The 17,326-nt window shown below is 71.3% G+C and carries 17 protein-coding genes; 4 read left to right on the top strand and 13 right to left on the bottom strand.

The window, feature by feature from the left end; translation table 11 throughout:
• Positions 1–136: 136 nt before the first annotated feature.
• The 4 genes from ABD978_RS29605 to ABD978_RS29590 all read right to left on the bottom strand — a co-directional run bounded on the left by ABD978_RS29605 (position 137) and on the right by ABD978_RS29590 (position 5,514).
• Positions 137–1,465, bottom strand: a complete 1,329-nt coding sequence (locus ABD978_RS29605; RefSeq protein WP_345361876.1) for a M16 family metallopeptidase — start codon at positions 1,463–1,465, stop codon at positions 137–139.
• Positions 1,462–3,819: a polyribonucleotide nucleotidyltransferase gene (locus tag ABD978_RS29600; RefSeq protein WP_345361873.1), complete on the bottom strand. Its 2,358-nt coding sequence runs from the start codon at positions 3,817–3,819 to the stop codon at positions 1,462–1,464. Before ABD978_RS29600 ends, ABD978_RS29605 begins: the two co-directional genes overlap by 4 nt.
• A gap of 216 nt (positions 3,820–4,035) precedes the next feature.
• On the bottom strand, positions 4,036–4,305 hold the full coding sequence (gene rpsO / locus ABD978_RS29595) for a 30S ribosomal protein S15 (protein ID WP_252776688.1): 270 nt from the start codon (positions 4,303–4,305) through the stop codon (positions 4,036–4,038).
• A gap of 240 nt (positions 4,306–4,545) precedes the next feature.
• Positions 4,546–5,514 (bottom strand): bifunctional riboflavin kinase/FAD synthetase, encoded by a 969-nt coding sequence (locus ABD978_RS29590; RefSeq protein WP_345361865.1) that lies wholly within the window; start codon positions 5,512–5,514, stop codon positions 4,546–4,548.
• 100 nt (positions 5,515–5,614) lie between these two features.
• Between ABD978_RS29590 and ABD978_RS29585 the strand changes: the two genes are divergently transcribed.
• Positions 5,615–6,988, top strand: coding sequence for an ArnT family glycosyltransferase (locus tag ABD978_RS29585; protein ID WP_345361862.1), 1,374 nt, complete (start codon positions 5,615–5,617; stop codon positions 6,986–6,988).
• Here ABD978_RS29585 and ABD978_RS29580 read toward each other — a convergent pair.
• On the bottom strand, positions 6,985–7,140 hold the full coding sequence (locus ABD978_RS29580) for a hypothetical protein (protein WP_345361859.1): 156 nt from the start codon (positions 7,138–7,140) through the stop codon (positions 6,985–6,987). The genes ABD978_RS29585 and ABD978_RS29580 overlap by 4 nt on opposite strands.
• An 85-nt stretch (positions 7,141–7,225) precedes the next feature.
• Here ABD978_RS29580 and ABD978_RS29575 point away from each other — a divergent pair, with 85 nt between their 5' ends.
• The gene (locus ABD978_RS29575) at positions 7,226–7,765 is read left to right on the top strand and encodes a CGNR zinc finger domain-containing protein (RefSeq protein ID WP_345361856.1); all 540 of its coding nucleotides are present in this window, start codon (positions 7,226–7,228) and stop codon (positions 7,763–7,765) included.
• Between the two features lie 45 nt (positions 7,766–7,810).
• Here the strand turns inward: ABD978_RS29575 and truB are convergent, their stop codons facing one another.
• The 8 genes from truB to rimP all read right to left on the bottom strand — a co-directional run bounded on the left by truB (position 7,811) and on the right by rimP (position 15,826).
• Positions 7,811–8,677: a tRNA pseudouridine(55) synthase TruB gene (gene truB / locus ABD978_RS29570; RefSeq protein ID WP_345361853.1), complete on the bottom strand. Its 867-nt coding sequence runs from the start codon at positions 8,675–8,677 to the stop codon at positions 7,811–7,813.
• Positions 8,674–9,702, bottom strand: a complete 1,029-nt coding sequence (locus ABD978_RS29565; RefSeq protein ID WP_345361850.1) for a DHH family phosphoesterase — start codon at positions 9,700–9,702, stop codon at positions 8,674–8,676. Before ABD978_RS29565 ends, truB begins: the two co-directional genes overlap by 4 nt.
• Entirely contained in the window at positions 9,699–10,181 is a 483-nt protein-coding gene (gene rbfA, locus ABD978_RS29560; RefSeq protein WP_345361847.1) for a 30S ribosome-binding factor RbfA, read from the bottom strand. The genes ABD978_RS29565 and rbfA overlap by 4 nt, the downstream gene beginning before the upstream one ends.
• Before the next feature lie 71 nt (positions 10,182–10,252).
• Positions 10,253–10,552: a DUF503 domain-containing protein gene (locus ABD978_RS29555; RefSeq protein ID WP_345362488.1), complete on the bottom strand. Its 300-nt coding sequence runs from the start codon at positions 10,550–10,552 to the stop codon at positions 10,253–10,255.
• Between the two features lie 188 nt (positions 10,553–10,740).
• A complete protein-coding gene (gene infB / locus ABD978_RS29550) occupies positions 10,741–13,860 on the bottom strand; it encodes a translation initiation factor IF-2 (protein WP_345361844.1) in 3,120 nt (1,039 codons plus the stop codon).
• A gap of 118 nt (positions 13,861–13,978) precedes the next feature.
• Entirely contained in the window at positions 13,979–14,218 is a 240-nt protein-coding gene (locus tag ABD978_RS29545; RefSeq protein WP_345361841.1) for a YlxR family protein, read from the bottom strand.
• A 40-nt stretch (positions 14,219–14,258) separates the two neighbouring features.
• A complete protein-coding gene (nusA, locus tag ABD978_RS29540) occupies positions 14,259–15,281 on the bottom strand; it encodes a transcription termination factor NusA (RefSeq protein ID WP_345361838.1) in 1,023 nt (340 codons plus the stop codon).
• An 11-nt stretch (positions 15,282–15,292) separates the two neighbouring features.
• On the bottom strand, positions 15,293–15,826 hold the full coding sequence (rimP, locus tag ABD978_RS29535; protein WP_345361835.1) for a ribosome maturation factor RimP: 534 nt from the start codon (positions 15,824–15,826) through the stop codon (positions 15,293–15,295).
• A gap of 167 nt (positions 15,827–15,993) precedes the next feature.
• Between rimP and ABD978_RS29530 the strand changes: the two genes are divergently transcribed.
• Both ABD978_RS29530 and ABD978_RS29525 read left to right on the top strand, forming a co-directional pair.
• Entirely contained in the window at positions 15,994–16,497 is a 504-nt protein-coding gene (locus ABD978_RS29530; protein ID WP_345361832.1) for a hypothetical protein, read from the top strand.
• Between the two features lie 309 nt (positions 16,498–16,806).
• The gene (locus tag ABD978_RS29525; RefSeq protein ID WP_345361829.1) at positions 16,807–17,262 is read left to right on the top strand and encodes a ferritin-like domain-containing protein; all 456 of its coding nucleotides are present in this window, start codon (positions 16,807–16,809) and stop codon (positions 17,260–17,262) included.
• Positions 17,263–17,326: the final 64 nt, after the last annotated feature.

The following is a 17,326-nucleotide window of genomic DNA, read 5'->3' as shown; positions in this document are numbered from 1 at the left end:
TCTCCGCCGTTCTGCCGCCGCTCGGCGATCGTAAGATCCTTTGCGGCCGGGCGCTCGCCAGGACAAGTCATCAGGCGAACGCCAGAGAGGGGTCCTGAGGCCGTCGCAGCCTCAGAACCCCCCTCGAAAACGTGTGTCAGAGCGTGAAGTCGCGGCCCTCGAACGGCCCGATGGCGGTCATCGTCATCGGGCGGCCCAGGATCTCGCGGCCGACCGTACGGACGTCGTCCAGCGTGACGGCCTCGATGCGGCCCAGGATGTCGTCGACCGAGAGCAGGCTGTCGTAGACCAGCTCGCTCTTGCCGATGCGGCTCATCCGCGACCCGGTGTCCTCCAGGCCCAGCACGAACGATCCGCGCAGCTGGCCCTTGCCGCGTTCGAGCTCCTCCTCGGTGATGCCGTGCTCGGCCACCTTGGCGACCTCGTCGCGGCAGATCTCGAGGACCTCGTCGACCTTGGCCGGCAGGCACCCGGCGTACACCCCGAAGATGCCGGTGTCGGCGTACTGGGAGTTGTAGCTGTACACCGAGTACGCGAGCCCGCGCTTCTCCCGGATCTCCTGGAACAGGCGGGAGGACATCCCGCCGCCGAGCGCGGCGTTCAGCACGCCGAGAGCGAACCGACGCTCGTCGACGCGGGTGATCCCGACCGTGCCGAGGATGAGGTTCGCCTGCTCGGTCGAGCGGACGATCGAGCGTACGCCCGACGTGGGGGACGCGCCGGGGCCGCCGATCCGCGGAGCGCTGGGCAGTTGCGCGGCGTCGCCGAGCACGCCCGCGAACGCCGTCTCGACCAGGCGCACGACCTCGTCGTGGTCGACGTTTCCGGCGGCCGCGACGACGAGGTTCTGCGGGACGTAGCGGTCCCGGTAGTACCGCGCGATGCGGTCCCGGCCGATGCTGCTGATCGACTCGACCGTGCCGAGGATCGGCCGCCCCAGCGGGGTGTCGCCGAACAGCGCGGCGGAGAACTCGTCGTGCACGGCGTCGGTGGGGTCGTCGTCGTGCATGGCGATCTCTTCGAGGATCACCCCGCGCTCGGCGTCGACGTCCTGCGGCTCGATGAGGGAGTCCGTCACCATGTCGGAGACGACGTCGATGGCCAGCGGCATGTCGGAGTCGAGCACCCGCGCGTAGTAGCAGGTGTACTCCTTGGCGGTGAAGGCGTTCATCTCGCCGCCCGCCGCGTCCATCAGCGAGGAGATCTCCAGCGCGGTGCGCTTGCGGGTGCCCTTGAAGAGCAGGTGCTCGAGGTAGTGGCTCGCGCCGGCGTCCTCGATCGACTCGTCACGCGACCCGACCCCGGCCCAGATGCCGAAGGCCACCGAACGCACGGTGGGCACGGTCTCGGTGACGACGCGCAGCCCGCCCGGCAGGACCGTCCGCCGGACCACCCCGGCGCCGTCGGCGCCGGGGTGAACGACGAAGGTGGAACCGGGTTCCTGTTCCCTCGCGAGGAGCGTCATGAGTTGCGGTCGCTGTCGCCGCGGCCGCTGCCGCCGCCGCTGCGGGTACGACGCCGGCGGGGGCGCTCACCCCCGTCGCGGCTCTCGCGGCGCTCCGGACGCTCGGCCTGGGCGGTCTCGGCGTCGTCGGACGACGGGGCCGCCGCCTCGTCACCGGCGCCGCCGGCCTCCGCGGCCGCGGCCTCCCGCTCGACCACCTCGACCGGCACCAGCGACAGCTTGCCGCGGGGGTCGATCTCGGTGACCTCGACCTGGATCTTGTCGGCGACCTTGATGACGTCGTCGATGTTCTCGATCCGGCCGCCACCGTGCAGCTTGCGGATCTGGGAGATGTGCAGCAGGCCGTCCTTGCCGGGCAGCAGCGACACGAAGGCGCCGAACGTGGTGGTCTTCACCACGGTGCCGAGGTAGCGCTCGCCGACCTCCGGCATGTGCGGGTTGGCGATCGAGTTGATCGCCTGCCGCGCGGCCTCAGCGGACGGGCCGTCGGTGGCGCCGACGTAGATCGTGCCGTCGTCCTCGATGGTGATCTCGGCGCCGGTGTCGTCCTGGATCGAGTTGATCATCTTGCCCTTGGGGCCGATGACCTCGCCGATCTTGTCGACCGGGACCTTGATCGTGATGATCCGCGGCGCGTGCGGGCTCATCTCGCCGGGGGCCTCGATGGCCTCCTGCATGACGTCGAGGATCGCCAGCCGGGCGCCCTTGGCCTGCTTGAGCGCGGCGGCCAGGACGTTCGCCGGGATGCCGTCGAGCTTGGTGTCGAGCTGCAGCGCGGTGATCACGTCACGGGTACCGGCGACCTTGAAGTCCATGTCGCCGAAGGCGTCCTCGGCACCGAGGATGTCGGTCAGCGTGACGTACTCGTCACCCTCGTTGATCAGGCCCATCGCGATGCCGGCGACCATCTGCTTGAGCGGCACGCCGGCCGACAGCAGCGACATCGTGCTGGCGCAGACGGAGCCCATGGAGGTGGAGCCGTTCGAGCCGACCGCCTCCGAGACCTGCCGGATGGCGTACGGGAACTCCTCGCGGGTCGGCAGCACCGGGATCAGGGCGCGCTCGGCGAGGGCGCCGTGCCCGATCTCGCGCCGCTTCGGCGAGCCGACGCGGCCGGTCTCCCCGGTGGAGTACGGCGGGAAGTTGTAGTTGTGCATGTAGCGCTTGGTGCGATCGGGGTTGAGCGTGTCGATCATCTGCTCCATGCGGAGCATGTTCAGCGTCGTCACGCCCAGGATCTGGGTCTCGCCGCGCTCGAACAGCGCCGAGCCGTGCACGCGCGGCACGACGCCGACCTCGGCGGTCAGCTGGCGGATGTCCTTCACGCCACGGCCGTCGATGCGGACCTGCTCCGTGATGACCCGCTCGCGCACCAGCTTCTTGGTCAGCGCGCGGAACGCGGCGCCGATCTCCTTCTCGCGCTCGACGAAGTCCGGGCCGACCTTCTCGGCCGCCAGGGCCTTGACGCGGTCGAGCTCGTTCTCGCGCTCCTGCTTGCCGGCGATCGTCAGCGCCTGGGCCAGCTCGGTGCGGACCGCGGCCTCCACGGCGGCGTACACGTCATCCTGGTAGTCCAGGAAGATCGGGTACTCGGCCGTCTCCTTGGCCGCCTCCTCGGCGAGCCGGCTCTGCGCCTGGCAGAGCACCTTGATGAACGGCTTGGCGGCCTCCAGGCCCTCCGCGACCGTCTCCTCGGTCGGCGCGACGGCGCCGTCGGCGATGAGCTTGAGCGTGCCGGGGGTCGACTCGGCCTCGACCATCATGATCGCGACGTCGCCGTCCTCGAGCACGCGGCCCGCGACGACCATGTCGAACGTGGCGTTCTCCAGCTCCGAGTGGGTCGGGAACGCCACCCACTGGCCCTCGATCAGCGCGACGCGCACGCCGCCGATCGGGCCGGAGAACGGCAGGCCCGCGAGCTGCGTCGACATGGACGCGGCGTTGATCGCGACGACGTCGTACAGGTGATCCGGGTGCAGGGCCAGGATCGTCTCGACGACCTGGATCTCGTTGCGCAGGCCCTTCTTGAACGAGGGGCGCAGCGGCCGGTCGATCAGCCGGCAGGTGAGGACGGCGTCCTCGCTCGGCCGGCCCTCGCGGCGGAAGAACGAGCCGGGGATGCGCCCGGCGGCGTACATGCGCTCCTCGACGTCGACGGTGAGCGGGAAGAAGTCGAGGTTCTCCTTCGGCTTCTTCGACGCGGTGGTGGCGGACAGCACCATCGTCTCGTCGTCGAGGTAGGCGACGGCCGAACCGGACGCCTGACGGGCGAGTCGGCCCGTTTCGAATCGGATCTTGCGTTCGCCGAACTTGCCGTTGTCGATGACGGCTTCGGCGCTCTTCACACCATCCACGATGTGAAACCTCCTCGGGTTTTGGGTGAACCCGCACGCGTACCCGGAGGTGCAGCGCTCTGGTAAGAGGTGCCGGTCTTCGATCGAAGCCGTCGGATCCGTCTCGATCCGAGGGCCACTACCGAGGACCGGCCCCCGACGCACCGTAGGGGCGGCCGCGCGGGTCTGTGGAGTTATACGAAGAGAGGGAGCGGCATGGCCGCTCCCTCCCGGACGCTATCGGCGGAGGCCGAGGCGCTCGATCAGCTGCCGGTACCGGTTGATGTCCTTCTTCTGCAGGTATCCCAGAAGACGGCGGCGGCGGCCGACCATCAGAAGCAGGCCACGACGGCTGTGGTGGTCGTGCTTGTGCGTCTTCAGGTGCTCGGTGAGCTCGTTGATCCGCTTGGTGAGCAGCGCTACCTGAACCTCGGGCGACCCGGTGTCACCCTCGACGGTGGCGTACTCGGCCATGATCTGCTTCTTGGTGGCGGTGTCCAACGACACGGCTCTCCTTCTCGTTCGGGTACGCGATCATTTGGAACGCACCCGGGAACCATGCGTACCCACAGTCTCCCGAGTGGAGGGGCCACGACTCGGGTCGAGCCGTATCGCCCTGCGCGGGGGCAGCCGACTACTGCCGGTCACTTCCCCAGCGGCAAATCACGGTACCACGTCATGCCGGGCAGCCCATTACCAAGCTAACGCGGGTGTCCGCCGGGATGTTCCCCCGACGCCTCCGCCCGGTCAGGAACCGGTGATCTCCCGGGCGCGTTCGACGTCGCGGCGCATCTGGTCGATGAGGGATTCGATCGAATCGAACTTCAGCGTGTCCCGCAGCCGGACCGCGAAGTCGACGCTCACGTGCTCGCCGTACAGGTCGAGGTCGTCGCGATCCAGGGCGTACGCCTCGACCGTGCGCTCCTGACCCTCGAACGTCGGGTTCGTGCCGATGGAGATCGCCGCCGGCCAGCAGGCGTCCGGGAACCCGGCCGAGTCGTCGTTTCGCGCCCGCCCGTAGCCGGCGCAGTTCAGGTAGCCGGCGTACACCCCGTCGCTGGGGATGGCCGTGTGCGACGGCGTCTCCAGGTTCGCGGTCGGGAAGCCCAGCTCACGGCCGCGCCGCGCCCCGCGTACGACGACGCCCTCCACCCGGTGCGGGCGGCCGAGCAGCTGCGCCGCGCCGTCGACGTCTCCGGCGGAGAGCCGCTCGCGGATCCGGGTCGAGGAGATCGGCTCGCCGTTGGCGACCAGCGGGACGCCCTCCGCCTCGAAGTCGTACTTGTCGCCCAGCTCCCGCAGCAGGGCGACGTCACCGCGCGCCTTGTGGCCGAAGCGGAAGTCCTCCCCCACGACGACGCGGGCCGCGTGCAGCCGGTCGACGAGGACCGACTGGACGAACTCGTCGGGCCCCATCCGGGACAGCTCCAGCGTGAACGGCAGGATCATCACGGCGTCGGCCCCGAGGCCCGCGAGCAGCTCGGCGCGCCGCTTCGGCGAGCACAGCAGCGGCGGGTGCGTGCCGGGCCGGACGACCTCGTCCGGATGCGGATCGAACGTGATCACCACCGAGGGCAGTCCCAGCTCGCGCGCGAACTCCGAGGCCCGGGCGACGATGCGCTGGTGTCCCCGGTGCACCCCGTCGAACACCCCGATGGTGACGACGGACCTGCCCCAGTCGGCGGGAACCTCGTCGAGGCCATGCCAGCGTCGCACCTGCCCACCCCTTTCGCGGTCGTCTAAAGCCTGCCACACCGGTGACAGCGGATCGGTTTCGACTCATGATCAGGCCATGCCCCTCGCCTGGAGACCCGTCTTGACGGTCGGCATCGCGGCCGGCGTCGTACTGACCGCGCTGAGCGCCCGGTACGGCTATCACCGCGACGAACTCTACTTCCGCGTCATCGGCGCCCATCCGGCGTGGGGGTACCCGGACCAGCCGCCGCTGGTCCCGCTGTACGCCGCGGTCGCCGGAGGCTCGCTGATGCTCCTGCGCCTGCCCGCGACGCTGGCGTTCATGGCGGGCGTCGTACTGACCGCGCTGATCGCCCGGGAGATGGGCGGCGGTCGGCGCGCCCAGACGGTCGCCGCGCTGGCCTGGGCGGTCACGCCCGCCTTGGCGGTCGGTGGGCACCTCATGCAGCCGACCATCTTCGACATCGTGGCCTGGACCGCGGTGACCTTCCTGGTGACCCGCTGGGTACGGGTCCGGGACGACCGCCTGCTGCTCGGCGTCGGCCTCGTCGCCGCCGTCGCGCTGCAGATCAAGTTCCTGATCGTGTTCTTCCTCGCCGCGCTGGCCGTCGGGGTGCTGCTGGCCGGTCCCCGGGAGCTGCTGCGCCGCCCGCTGCTCTACGCCGGCGCGGCGGTCGCCGTGCTCGCCGCGCTGCCGGGCCTGTGGTGGCAGGCCCGGCACGGCTGGCCGCAGCTCGAGATGGGCCGGGTCATCGCGGCCAAGGGCACCGACGGCGGCCGGCCGGGCTTCCTGCCCTGGCAGGTGATCGACACGGGCGTCTTCACGGCGCCGATCTGGATCGCCGGGCTCGTACGGCTGTGGCACGGGCCATGGCGCCTGTTCGTCTGGGCGTACGCCGCGCTACTCGTCGTCTTCCTGATCACCGGCGGGAAGCACTACTACATGATGGGCGCGTACCCGGCGCTGTGGGCCGCCGGCGCGCAGGTGGCCGAGCGGTGGCGGCTTCGGTGGGTGATGTTCGGCGTCGTGGCGCTCACGACCGTCGGCCTGCTGCTGCCGGTCTATCCGTTGCGGACCCTGCACGCGACGCCGGAGGCGGCGATCGGTTACGACGCCCGCGAGACCGTCGGCTGGCCGGAGCTCACGGCGGCGGTCGCCAAGGTGTACCGCCCGGGCTACGTCATCCTGGCGGGCGACTACGGCGTCGCCGGGGCGATCGACCGGTACGGCGCGGCGTACGGCCTTCCGAAGGCCTACAGCGGCCACAACGGGATGTGGTACCTCGGCCGGCCGGCGGACGACGGTGCTCCGGTGATCGTCGTGCGGGCGTCCCGCGACCAGCTCACCCCGTACTGGTCGGACGTCCAGGTCGCCGGGCGCGTGGACGACGGCGTGGGGATCCACAACGAGGAGCAGGGCCGGCCGATCTGGATCTGCCGGGGTCAGCGCGTGTCCTGGGACCGGCTCTGGCCGCGGCTGAAGACGCTCGCCTAGACCGGACGATCGGCCGCGTACGGGCGCAGGCGGACCTGGACCTCGCCGCAGACGCACCGGCTGTAGGTCACGACGCCTTCCGATGTGAGGTGCCGGGACAGCACCTCGCACACGTCCGAGCCGGGCCAGCCGCAGGTCGGGCACTCGCTCACGAGGGATTCCACCTATGCGTCGCGTCGTGTAAGCCTTTAGATTGAGAAGACGCTTACAGCTTCTCATATACGGGAAAATGCGGCAATGCGGATTACGGGCTACAAGAGCCATGGCGTCGGCGCCGCCGCCGCGCTCGTCAACGCGGTCACGAGCCATGACGGGGACGCCGGCGACGACGCGCTGCGGGCGGTCCTCGCCGAGCACGGATTCTTCGTGCAGCGCTTCACCCCGGCGACCGCGGCGGCATTGCGGCCCTGGGCCCGGGCGCTGCGTCCCTTCTTCGAGGCCGAGAGCCTCGACACGGCCGTCACGCTGCTCAACGGGCTGCTGTCGGACGTGCCGATGCACCCGCACCTGGCCGACCACGACGAGCTGGGGCTGCACGTCCACTACGCGCCGCCCGAGGTCGAGCTGGCGCACCGGGTCCGCGCGACGACGCTGATGAACCTCGCCGAGCTGCTGTGCGACCACGGCCTCGACCGGATCGGCGTGTGCGCGGCCGCGGACTGCGACCGGGTGTACGCCGACGACTCGCGGGGCGGACGGCGGCGCTTCTGCTCCGACGCCTGCGCGAACCGTACGAACGTCGCCGCCTACCGCGCCCGCCGCCGCACCGCCGACTGAGGTCCGCCTCGCGGTGCGCGCGACGTGACCGGACGGCGCGCCGGGTCAGGACACGAAGACGGCGAGGGGCTTGGCGACCGGGCCGTGCTCCTCGACGAGGGCCAGCAGGGTTCCGTCGGGGGCGAAGACCCCGATCGGGCCCTGGCCGAGCCCGGTGGCGGCCAGCGTGCCGCCGTGCGCGACCTTGCGCGCGTCGTCCTCGGAGACGTCCATCCGCGGGAACGCGGCGGCCACGGCCTCCTCCATCGGCAGCATGGTGAGCTTCTCGGCGAGCTGGTCCACCGTGTGCGCCATCGACAGGTCGTACGGGCCGACGCGGGTGCGGCGCAGCGCGGTCAGGTGGCCGCCGACCCCCAGGGCCGTCCCCAGGTCGCGGGCCAGCGCCCGGATGTAGGTGCCGCTCGAGCAGGTGATCGTCGCGGGGACGTCCAGCAGGTCGCCCTCGGGGCGCAGCTCGCCGATCCCGAACTCGTACACGGTGACGGGCCGCGGCTTGAGCTCGACCTCCTCGCCGGCGCGGGCCCGCTTGTAGGCGCGCTTGCCGTTCACCTTTATCGCGCTGACCTGCGGGGGGATCTGCTCGATCGGCCCGGTCAGGTCGACGACGGCGTTGCGCACGGCGTCCTCGGTCACCTCCGCCGCGGAGGCCGCGGCGGTGAGTTCGCCCTCGGCGTCGTCGGTGTTGGTCGACTGCCCGAGCCGGATGACCGCCTCGTACGTCTTCTCGGTCAGTGCCAGGTGCCCGAGCAGCCGGGTGGCCTTCTCCACCCCGATGACCAGGACACCGGTCGCCATGGGGTCGAGCGTGCCGGCGTGTCCTACGCGGCGGGTGCCCGCCAGCCGGCGCATCTTGCCCACGACGTCGTGGGAGGTCCAGCCGGCCGGCTTGTCGACGATGACAAGTCCGTTCATGGGCGTGCCGCTACCTCGTTCTCGGTCAGGAGGTCGCGCAGCCGCTCGACGGCCGGCTCCACCTCGCCGTGCAGGGTGAATCCCGCCGCCATCCGGTGGCCACCGCCACCGAGGGCCACGCAGGCCGATCCGACGTCGATGCGGCCCTTGGACCGCGTCGACACCTGCCAGGCGCCCTCGTCGTCCTCCTTGAAGACGACGGCGACCTCCGCCTCGTCCGTCCGGCGGACGACGTCGATGACGCCTTCCAGCAGGTCGTACGGGAGGTCGTGGGCGGCGCGGTCGGCGCGGGTCACGGTCGTCCAGACCAGGCCCAGCCCGTTCGCGACGTCCGGCTCCAACCGGGCCCGGCCCAGCGCGGCCGCCAGCACGGGCAGGTAGCCGAACGGCGCGCGGTCCCACACCTCGCGGGCGACCCGCTCGGGCCGGATGCCCGTCGCCATCAGCCGCTGCGCGAGGGCGTGGACCTCCGGCGTCGTGGAGCGGTACTTGAACGAGCCGGTGTCGGTGACCAGCCCGACGTACAGGTCCAGCGCGATGTCGTGGGTGAGCGGCACCCCGAGCAGGTCGATGAGGTGCTCGGCGACCACGGCCGTGGCCGCCGCGCCGGGGTCGACCAGGTGCGTGGTGCCGAACCGCGTGTTGGACGCGTGATGGTCCATGACGATCAGCTCCCCGGCCTTGCCCGCGTTGGCGGCGAGCGTGCCGAGGCGGTCGCTGCTCGCCGCGTCGAACGTGATCATCACGTCCGGCTCGGCGGGGAAGTCGGCCGGGTCGGTGAGCAGGTCGAGGCCGGGCAGGAAGCGCAGGATCCGCGGTACGACGAACGCGTCACCGAACGAGGCCGTGAACGCCTTGCCCAGCACGCGCAGCGCCTGCGCGAACGCCAGCATCGAACCCAGCGCGTCGCCGTCCGGGCAGACGTGGCAGGCGAGGCAGACCTCGTCGGCCCGCTGGATCGCGTCGACCGCCCTGGCCCACTCGTCGGCGGCGATGGCTGGGACCTTACCCGGCGCGGAGCTCACGACCGGGAGTATCCCGCGTCGTCGCCGCCGTCGCTGTCGGTTTCGTCAACATCGCCGGAGATCAGCGTCTCCCGGTACGGGTTGGCGTCACCCGCGGGCCGGGCGTTCTCGGCCGCCTTGGCCACCCGCTCGTCGGCGGCGCGCGCCTTGGCGAGCAGGTCGTCGATCTGGCGGGCGTTCTCCGGCAGCGCGTCCGGCACGAAGGTCAGGCTGGGCGTGTGCCGCACGCCGGTGCGCTTGCCCACCTCCGAGCGGATGACGCCCTTGGCGCTCTCCAGCGCCGCGGCGCTGTCGGCGCGCTCGGCGTCACTGCCGTACACGGTGTAGTAGACCGTCGCGTCCCGCAGGTCGTTGGTCAGCCTGGTGTCCGTCACGGTCACGAAACCGAGCCGCGGATCCTTGATCCGCCGCTCCAGCATCTCCGCGACGATCTGCTGAATGCGATCGGCGAGCTTTCGGGCCCGCGCGGGGTCGGTCACAGTTCCTCCATTGTCGTTCGGCCGCTGGGGGCGGCCGGTACGTGTCCTCGCCGATGCCTCGCGGGCCTCGATCACGCCTCTTCTTCGTTGAAGAGCCGCTGCCTGGTGGACAGGAGCTCGATCTCCGGTCGCCCGGCGATGAGACGCTCGCAGGCCTCGAGCACCTCGACGCAGTTGCCCGCCGTGTCGGACACGACCGCGACACCGATCTCCGCCCGCCGATGCAGGTCGAGGTGACCGGTCTCGGCCGCCGCCACCGCCGGGAACCGGCGCCGTACCTCGGCGACGATCGGGCGGACGACGGAACGCTTCTGCTTCAGCGAGCGTACGTCGCCGAGCAACAGGTCCAGAGTCAGCGATCCCACATACACAACGGTCACCCCGCGCGATCCGTTCCGGTCATCCGCATCATCACCCTAGGGGAACGGACCGACAGCCAGGACCCGTCTCGAGGTCCCCGTCCGCAGCGCGCGGGACTTCGAGACAGGCCTAGGTGGCGTGCGACAGAGCCGCACGCCACCCACGCCGGGTCGGCCGTCTCAGGGCCTTCGGGTCTGGATCAGACTCGCGGCTTCTCCCGCATCTCGAAGGTCTCGATGATGTCGCCGATCTTGATGTCGCCGTAGCCGACCCCGATACCGCACTCGAAGCCCTCGCGGACCTCGGTCGCGTCGTCCTTGAACCGGCGGAGCGAGGACACCGTGAGGTTGTCGGCGACCACCACGCCGTCGCGGATCAGACGCGCCTTGCTGTTGCGGTTGATCGTGCCGGACTGGACCATCGAGCCCGCGACGTTGCCGATGCGCGGCACCTTGAAGATCTCGCGGATCTCCGCCGTGCCGAGCTGGGCCTCCTCGAACTCGGGCTTGAGCATGCCCTTGAGGGCCGCCTCGACCTCTTCGATCGCCTGGTAGATGACCGAGTAGTAGCGGATGTCGACGCCCTCGCGGTCCGCCAGCTCCTGAGCGTTGCGCTCGGGACGGACGTTGAAGCCGATGATGACCGTGCCCTGGGACGTGAGCGCGAGGTTCACGTCGTCCTGGGTGATCGCACCGACACCGCGGCGGATGACGCGCAGACCGACCTCGTCGCCGACGTCGATCTTGAGGAGCGCGTCCTCCAGGGCCTCCACCGAACCGGACACGTCGCCCTTGACGACGAGCAGCAGCTCCTGCACCTCGCCCTTCTCGAGGTCCTTGAACAGCTCCTCGAGGGTGCGACGGCCGCGGCTGCGGAGCAGCTCGGCGTTGCGCTTGCGGGCCTGACGGCGGTCGGCGATCTGCCGGGCCATCCGGTCGTCGTCGACGACGATGAAGTTGTCGCCGGCGCCCGGCGTGGCCGACAGGCCCAGCACCAGGACCGGACGGGACGGCAGCGCCTCATCGACGTTGTTGCCGTTCTCGTCGAGCATCGCCCGGACGCGGCCGAAGGCCTCACCACAGACGATCGAGTCGCCGACCCGCAGCGTGCCGCGCTGCACGAGCACGGTCGCCACGGAACCGCGGCCCTTGTCGAGGTGCGCCTCGATCGCGACGCCCTGCGCGTCCTGGGCCGGGTTGGCCCGCAGGTCGAGCTCGGCGTCGGCGGTCAGCACGACCGCCTCGAGCAGGTCCTCGATGCCCAGCCGCTGCTTCGCCGAGATGTCGACGAACTGCGTCTGGCCACCGAACTCCTCGGCGACGAGGCCGTACTCGGTGAGCTGGGCACGCACCCGCTGCGGGTCCGCCCCCTCCTTGTCCACCTTGTTGACCGCGACGACGATCGGCACACCGGCCGCGTTCGCGTGGTCGATGGCCTCGGTGGTCTGCGGCTTCACCCCGTCGTCGGCGGCGACCACCAGGACGACCAGGTCGGTCGTCTCGGCACCACGGGCACGCATGGCGGTGAACGCCTCGTGACCCGGGGTGTCGATGAAGGTGATCTTGCGCTCCTCGCCGTCGACCTCGGTCGCGACCTGGTAGGCGCCGATGTGCTGGGTGATGCCGCCGGCCTCGCCGGCCACCACGTTGGCGTTGCGGATGGCGTCGAGCAGCTTCGTCTTACCGTGGTCGACGTGGCCCATGACGGTGACCACCGGCGGCCGGGAGACGAGGCTCTCCTCGCCGCCCTCGTCCTCGCCGAACTCGATGTCGAAGGACTCGAGCAGCTCGCGGTCCTCGTCCTCCGGGCTGACGACCTGGACGTCGTAGTCCAGCTCGGTGCCGAGGACCTGCAGCGTCTCCTCGTTGACCGACTGGGTCGCCGTCACCATCTCACCGAGGTGCAGCATCACCTCGACGAGCGACGCCGGGTTGGCGCCGATCTTCTCGGCGAAGTCGGTCAGCGAGGCGCCTTGCGGCAGCCGGATGGTCTTGCCGTTACCACGGGGAACACGCACGCCGCCGATCGCCGGCGCCTGCATGTTGTCGAACTCTTGACGCCGCTGCTTCTTGGACTTGCGACCGCGTGCGGGACGCCCGCCCGGACGGCCGAACGCGCCCTGCGTGCCACCACGGCCGCGACCGCCGCCACCGGGGCGCGGGCCGCCGAAGCCGCCGCCGCCACCCGGACGGCCACCGCCGCCGGCACCGGCCGGGCCGCCGAAGCCGCCGCCGCCACCACCGGGACGACCGGCACCGCCGGGACGACCGCCGCCACCACCGGGACGGCCACCGCCGCCGCCACCACCGGGACGACCGCGACCACCCGGGCCGCCGGGGCCACCCGTGTCACGCTGCGGACGGGACGGCATGTTCATCGGGCTGGGCCGCGGGCCTCCCGGCCGGGGCGGCATGCTGCCCGGATTCGGACGGGGACCGCCCGCACCGGGAGCACCCGGACGGCCGCCGGGCGGCGCCGGACGCGGCGGGGCGCCCGCCGGACGGTCGCCACGAGGCGCGCCGCCGGGACGGTCACCACGAGGCCCGCCCGGACGGTCGCCGCGCGGACCCGCGGGGCGGTCGCCGCGCTGGCCGGGGGGACCCGGGCGCGGACCCGGCTTGGCCGAACCCATGCCGGTGTTGGTCGAAGAGAACGGGTTGTTGCCCGGACGCGGGCGACCGCCGCCGGGACGCTGGCCGGGCGCGGCCGGACGCTGCCCACCGGGACCGCCCGTGCCACCGGAACCGCCGGGACCGCCCGCGCCACTGGGACGCGGACCGGGCTTCGGCGCGGAGCCGGGACGACCGGCCGCAGGCGCCGGACGGGGACCGGGCCTGGGCCCGGGAGCACCGCCGCCGCCCTGCTGGGCGGGGCCGGGCCGGGGCGTCGCGGGACGCGGCGCGGGCTGACGGGGACCCGGCTTCGGAGCCTGAGGGGCGGACGGCGCCTCGGGGCGCGCCGCCTCCGGCTTGAACTCGGGCTTCAGATCCTGCCGGGACTGCTGCTCCTGGCGAGGCTGCTGCTCCTGGCGAGGCTGCTGCTCTTGGCGCGGCTGCTGTTCCTGCCGCGGTGCGGCCGGCTTCGGACCCGGAACGGGCCTGCGCGGACCCGGCTTCGGAACCGGAGCCGATCCTCTTCTGTCGGCGGACGACTTGGCCGGCCCGCCACCGAATGCTTCTTTAAGTCTGCGTACTACCGGCGCCTCGATCGTCGAGGACGCCGAACGGACGAACTCGCCCATCTCGTTGAGCTTGGCCATGACGGCCTTGCTCTCAACACCGAACTCCTTGGCGAGCTCGTACACCCGGACCTTTGCCACTGCACTCCCTACTCGGCCCGGGGAAACGTCCACGGACCGTCGCTACCTTGCGGTAATCATCGCTGCGTGCTCATCGAGCGCTCATAGCAATCTCGACCTGCTTCCGACTAGACGTCGCTTACGAACCGCCCTGCTCTGTCTCGAACCAGCGCCGGAGCGCACTGATGTCGAGCGGTCCCGGCAGGCGGAATGCCCGCGAGAACGCCCGACGACGCTCGGCCAGCTCAAAACACGCCAGGTCGGGGTGCAGGGAGGCGCCCCTTCCCGGCAGTCGCCCGTGCGGATCGGGGACAATGGAGCCCTCGATCACGACCAGGCGCAGCAGGTCGGACTTGGCCGTACGAACCCGGCAGCCCACACACGTGCGCCGTGGGGCCGCTCGGCCACAATTCATCAGTCTACCGCGTCGAGGCGTCGGCGGGACCGGCCGCATGCTCCCCTTCGGTAGAAGATCCCGACTCGGTGTCGGGACGGATATCGATCCGCCAGCCGGTGAGCCGTGCGGCGAGACGGGCGTTCTGCCCTTCTTTTCCGATCGCCAGGGAGAGCTGGTAGTCGGGCACCACGACCCGCGCGGCCCGCCCTTCGGCGTCGACGACCTCGACATGGTTAACCCGCGCCGGGGACAGTGCATTCCCGACGAACTCGGCAGGTTCGTCCGACCAGTCGACGATGTCGATCTTCTCGCCGTGCAGCTCGTGCATGACGTTCCGGACCCGGCTGCCCATCGGCCCGATGCAGGCGCCCTTGGCGTTGACCCCGGCCTTACGGGACCGCACGGCGATCTTCGTACGGTGACCGGCCTCCCGGGCGATCGCCGCGATCTCCACGGTGCCGTCCGCGATCTCCGGAACCTCGAGCGCGAAGAGCTTCTTCACGAGGTTCGGATGGGTACGGGACAGCTTCACCAGCGGCCCGCGGTGCCCCTTCTTGACCTGCACGACGTACGAGCGGATCCGCTCGCCGTGGTCGTAGTTCTCACCGGGGACCTGCTCCTCCGGCGGCAGCACGCCCTCGAGCTTGCCGAGGTCGACGAGGACGTTGCGCGGGTCCTTGCCCTGCTGGATCACGCCCGCGACGATGTCGCCCTCACGCCCGGCGTACTCGCCGAACGTCAACTCGTCCTCGGCGTTGCGCAGGTGCTGCAGGATGACCTGCTTCGCGGTGGTCGCCGCGATCCGGCTGAAATTGGTCGGCGTGTCGTCGTACTCCCGGACGCCCACGCCCTCCTCATCGGTCTCCGTCGCCCACACGGTGACGTGACCGGTGTTCCGGTCGAGCTCGACGCGCGCCTTCGGCGCCGCACCCTCGGTCCGGTGGTACGCGATGAGCAATGCTTCCTCGATCGCCTTGACCACGAGGTCGAGAGAGATGTCCTTCTCACTCTCGAGACTCCGCAGGGCGGTCATGTCGATGTCCACGAGGCCTCCCCCTAGTCCTCGTCGCCGGCGGCGTCGTCGCCCCGGCGATTGAACTCCACCTGGACCAGTCCGCGGGTGAGCTCGTCGTAGCCCAACCGGCGCTCACGGCCGTCACTGTCCAGTACGACGGCCGTGTCGTCGGCACTCACGACCCGGCCGGTGAGGTCTCCGCCCTCGGAGAGCGTCGCGCGGACGAGACGGCCGGCCGCGCGCCGCCAGTGCCGCGGCTGCGTGAGCGGCCGGTCGACGCCCGGTGAGGTCACCTCGAGGACGTACGGGGCGGAGCCCATCGCGTCACTGTCGTCGAGGGCCTGCGAGATCTCCTGGCTGACGTCCGCGACGTCGTCGAGGCTCACCCCGCCGTCGGCGTCGACGATGACCCGCACCTGCCGGCGCTTGCCGGCCGGGGCCACGATGACGTCCTCCAGGTCGTACCCGGCACCGGCGACCACGGGTTCGAGCAGTCGCATCAACGCGGCCCGCGCCTCGTGCCCGGATCCGCGCCGGCCCGCCTGAGCGCTGCCATGGCGGCCGTCCACGCTCATGTGGGCCTCCTTCATGCCTGATGGGACGGTGGCCGCCCGATGCGCCCACTCCGCACCCAAGACTATCCACAGCCGAGGGGGCCGGGTGCCCGCATCGCCAGCAGGCGGGCACACCCTTGTGGAATGCTTGCGCAGCGGAGTGCAAGAGATCACGAACGGAGGCACGCTTGGACGCGCTGCGGTTCCCGGCTCCCACGCGGCGCGCGGCGATGCTCGGTGGCTCCGCCGCGGTGCTGGCCACGATCACCGGATGCACCAGTGTCGGACAGGCGCAGGCACCGCCGCCCGGCCCCACGGTGTCCGTGCTGACCGCCGCGATCGACAACGAGGCGGCGCTCATCGCGCTGTACGAGGCGGTGCTCGGCGCGCACCGGAACCTGGCCGACCGGCTGAAACCGCTGCACGATCACCACACGCAGCATCTGGCGGTCCTGAGACGCCACTACGTCCCCGGCACGAAGACCGGCACCGCCACGCCGAGCCCACAGGCGACCGCGACCGCGCCGGGCACCGAGTCGCACGCCCTCGCGGCGCTGCGGTCGGCCGAGCGCAAGGCCGCGAGCGCCCGCGCCGACGACGCCCGCCGGGTCGACCCGGCACTCGCCCAGCTGCTCGCCTGCATCGGCGCCTGCGAGGCAGGCCACGCCCAGGCCCTCACCGGGGGCCTCTGATGGATGCGATGGTCACCCCTCCGACGAAGGAGGTCCCGTGAGTGAGCGCAGCGAGCGAACCATGAGCACAGCACCTCTGGTCACCCCTCCGACGAAGGAGGCCCCGTGAGTGAGCGCAGCGAGCGAACCATGAGCACAGCACCTCTGGTCACCCCTCCGACGAAGGAGGCCCCGTGAGTGAGCGCAGCGAGCGAACCATGAACACAGCACCTCTGGTCACCCCTCCGACGAAGGAGGCCCCGTGAGTGAGCGCAGCGAGCGAACCATGAACACAGCACCTCTGGTCACCCCTCCGACGAAGGAGGCCGCATGACCGGCACGCAGGACACGGTCGCGGCGTTGCAGGCGGCGCTCGCCGCGGAGCACGTCGCGGTCTTCGGGTACGGCGTGCTCGGTGGTCACGTCTCGCCCGCCCAGCGGCAGAACGTCACGCTGATCTGGAACGCCCATCGCAGCCGACGCGACCGGCTGCGCGGCTACATCCAGAGCGCCGGAGGCCGTCCGGTGGCCGCGGCCGCCGCCTATCGGCTGCCGTTCAAGGTCACCTCGGAGAGCAGCGCGGCACGGCTCGCCGCCACGCTCGAGGACGGCGTGATCGCGGGTTACGCGGTGCTGGCGGGCGCGAGTGATCCGAACCTTCGCCGCTACGCCGCCCAGGCGATGCAGGAGGCGGCGGTGCGCGCGGTCCGCTGGCGGGACGCGCCGCCGTCGGAGGCGTTCCCGGGGCTGCCGGCCGGCGCCCTCTCTCCCAAACCGGAGGGCTGACGGCCCGTCTTTCCGAGTCGAGGACCGTCCGCCCGAGCCGAGAGCCGACGGCGCGTCCGCCCGA

It is taken from the genome of Actinoallomurus liliacearum (genome assembly GCF_039542035.1).
Taxonomy (GTDB): Bacteria; Actinomycetota; Actinomycetes; order Streptosporangiales; family Streptosporangiaceae; genus Actinoallomurus; species Actinoallomurus liliacearum.
Note: the sequence above shows the minus strand (reverse complement) of the source record. Positions and strands in the feature narration are given on the sequence as shown.

Excerpts from the sequence above, each read along its gene's own strand:
- ABD978_RS29605 (WP_345361876.1), bottom strand. The coding sequence starts at position 1,465 with ATGACGCTCCTCGCGAGGGAACAGGAACCCGGTTCCACCTTCGTCGTT.
- ABD978_RS29525 (WP_345361829.1), top strand. The coding sequence starts at position 16,807 with ATGACCGGCACGCAGGACACGGTCGCGGCGTTGCAGGCGGCGCTCGCC.
- truB (WP_345361853.1), bottom strand. The coding sequence starts at position 8,677 with ATGAACGGACTTGTCATCGTCGACAAGCCGGCCGGCTGGACCTCCCAC.
- rimP (WP_345361835.1), bottom strand. The coding sequence starts at position 15,826 with ATGAGCGTGGACGGCCGCCATGGCAGCGCTCAGGCGGGCCGGCGCGGA.
- ABD978_RS29575 (WP_345361856.1), top strand. The coding sequence starts at position 7,226 with ATGCGGATTACGGGCTACAAGAGCCATGGCGTCGGCGCCGCCGCCGCG.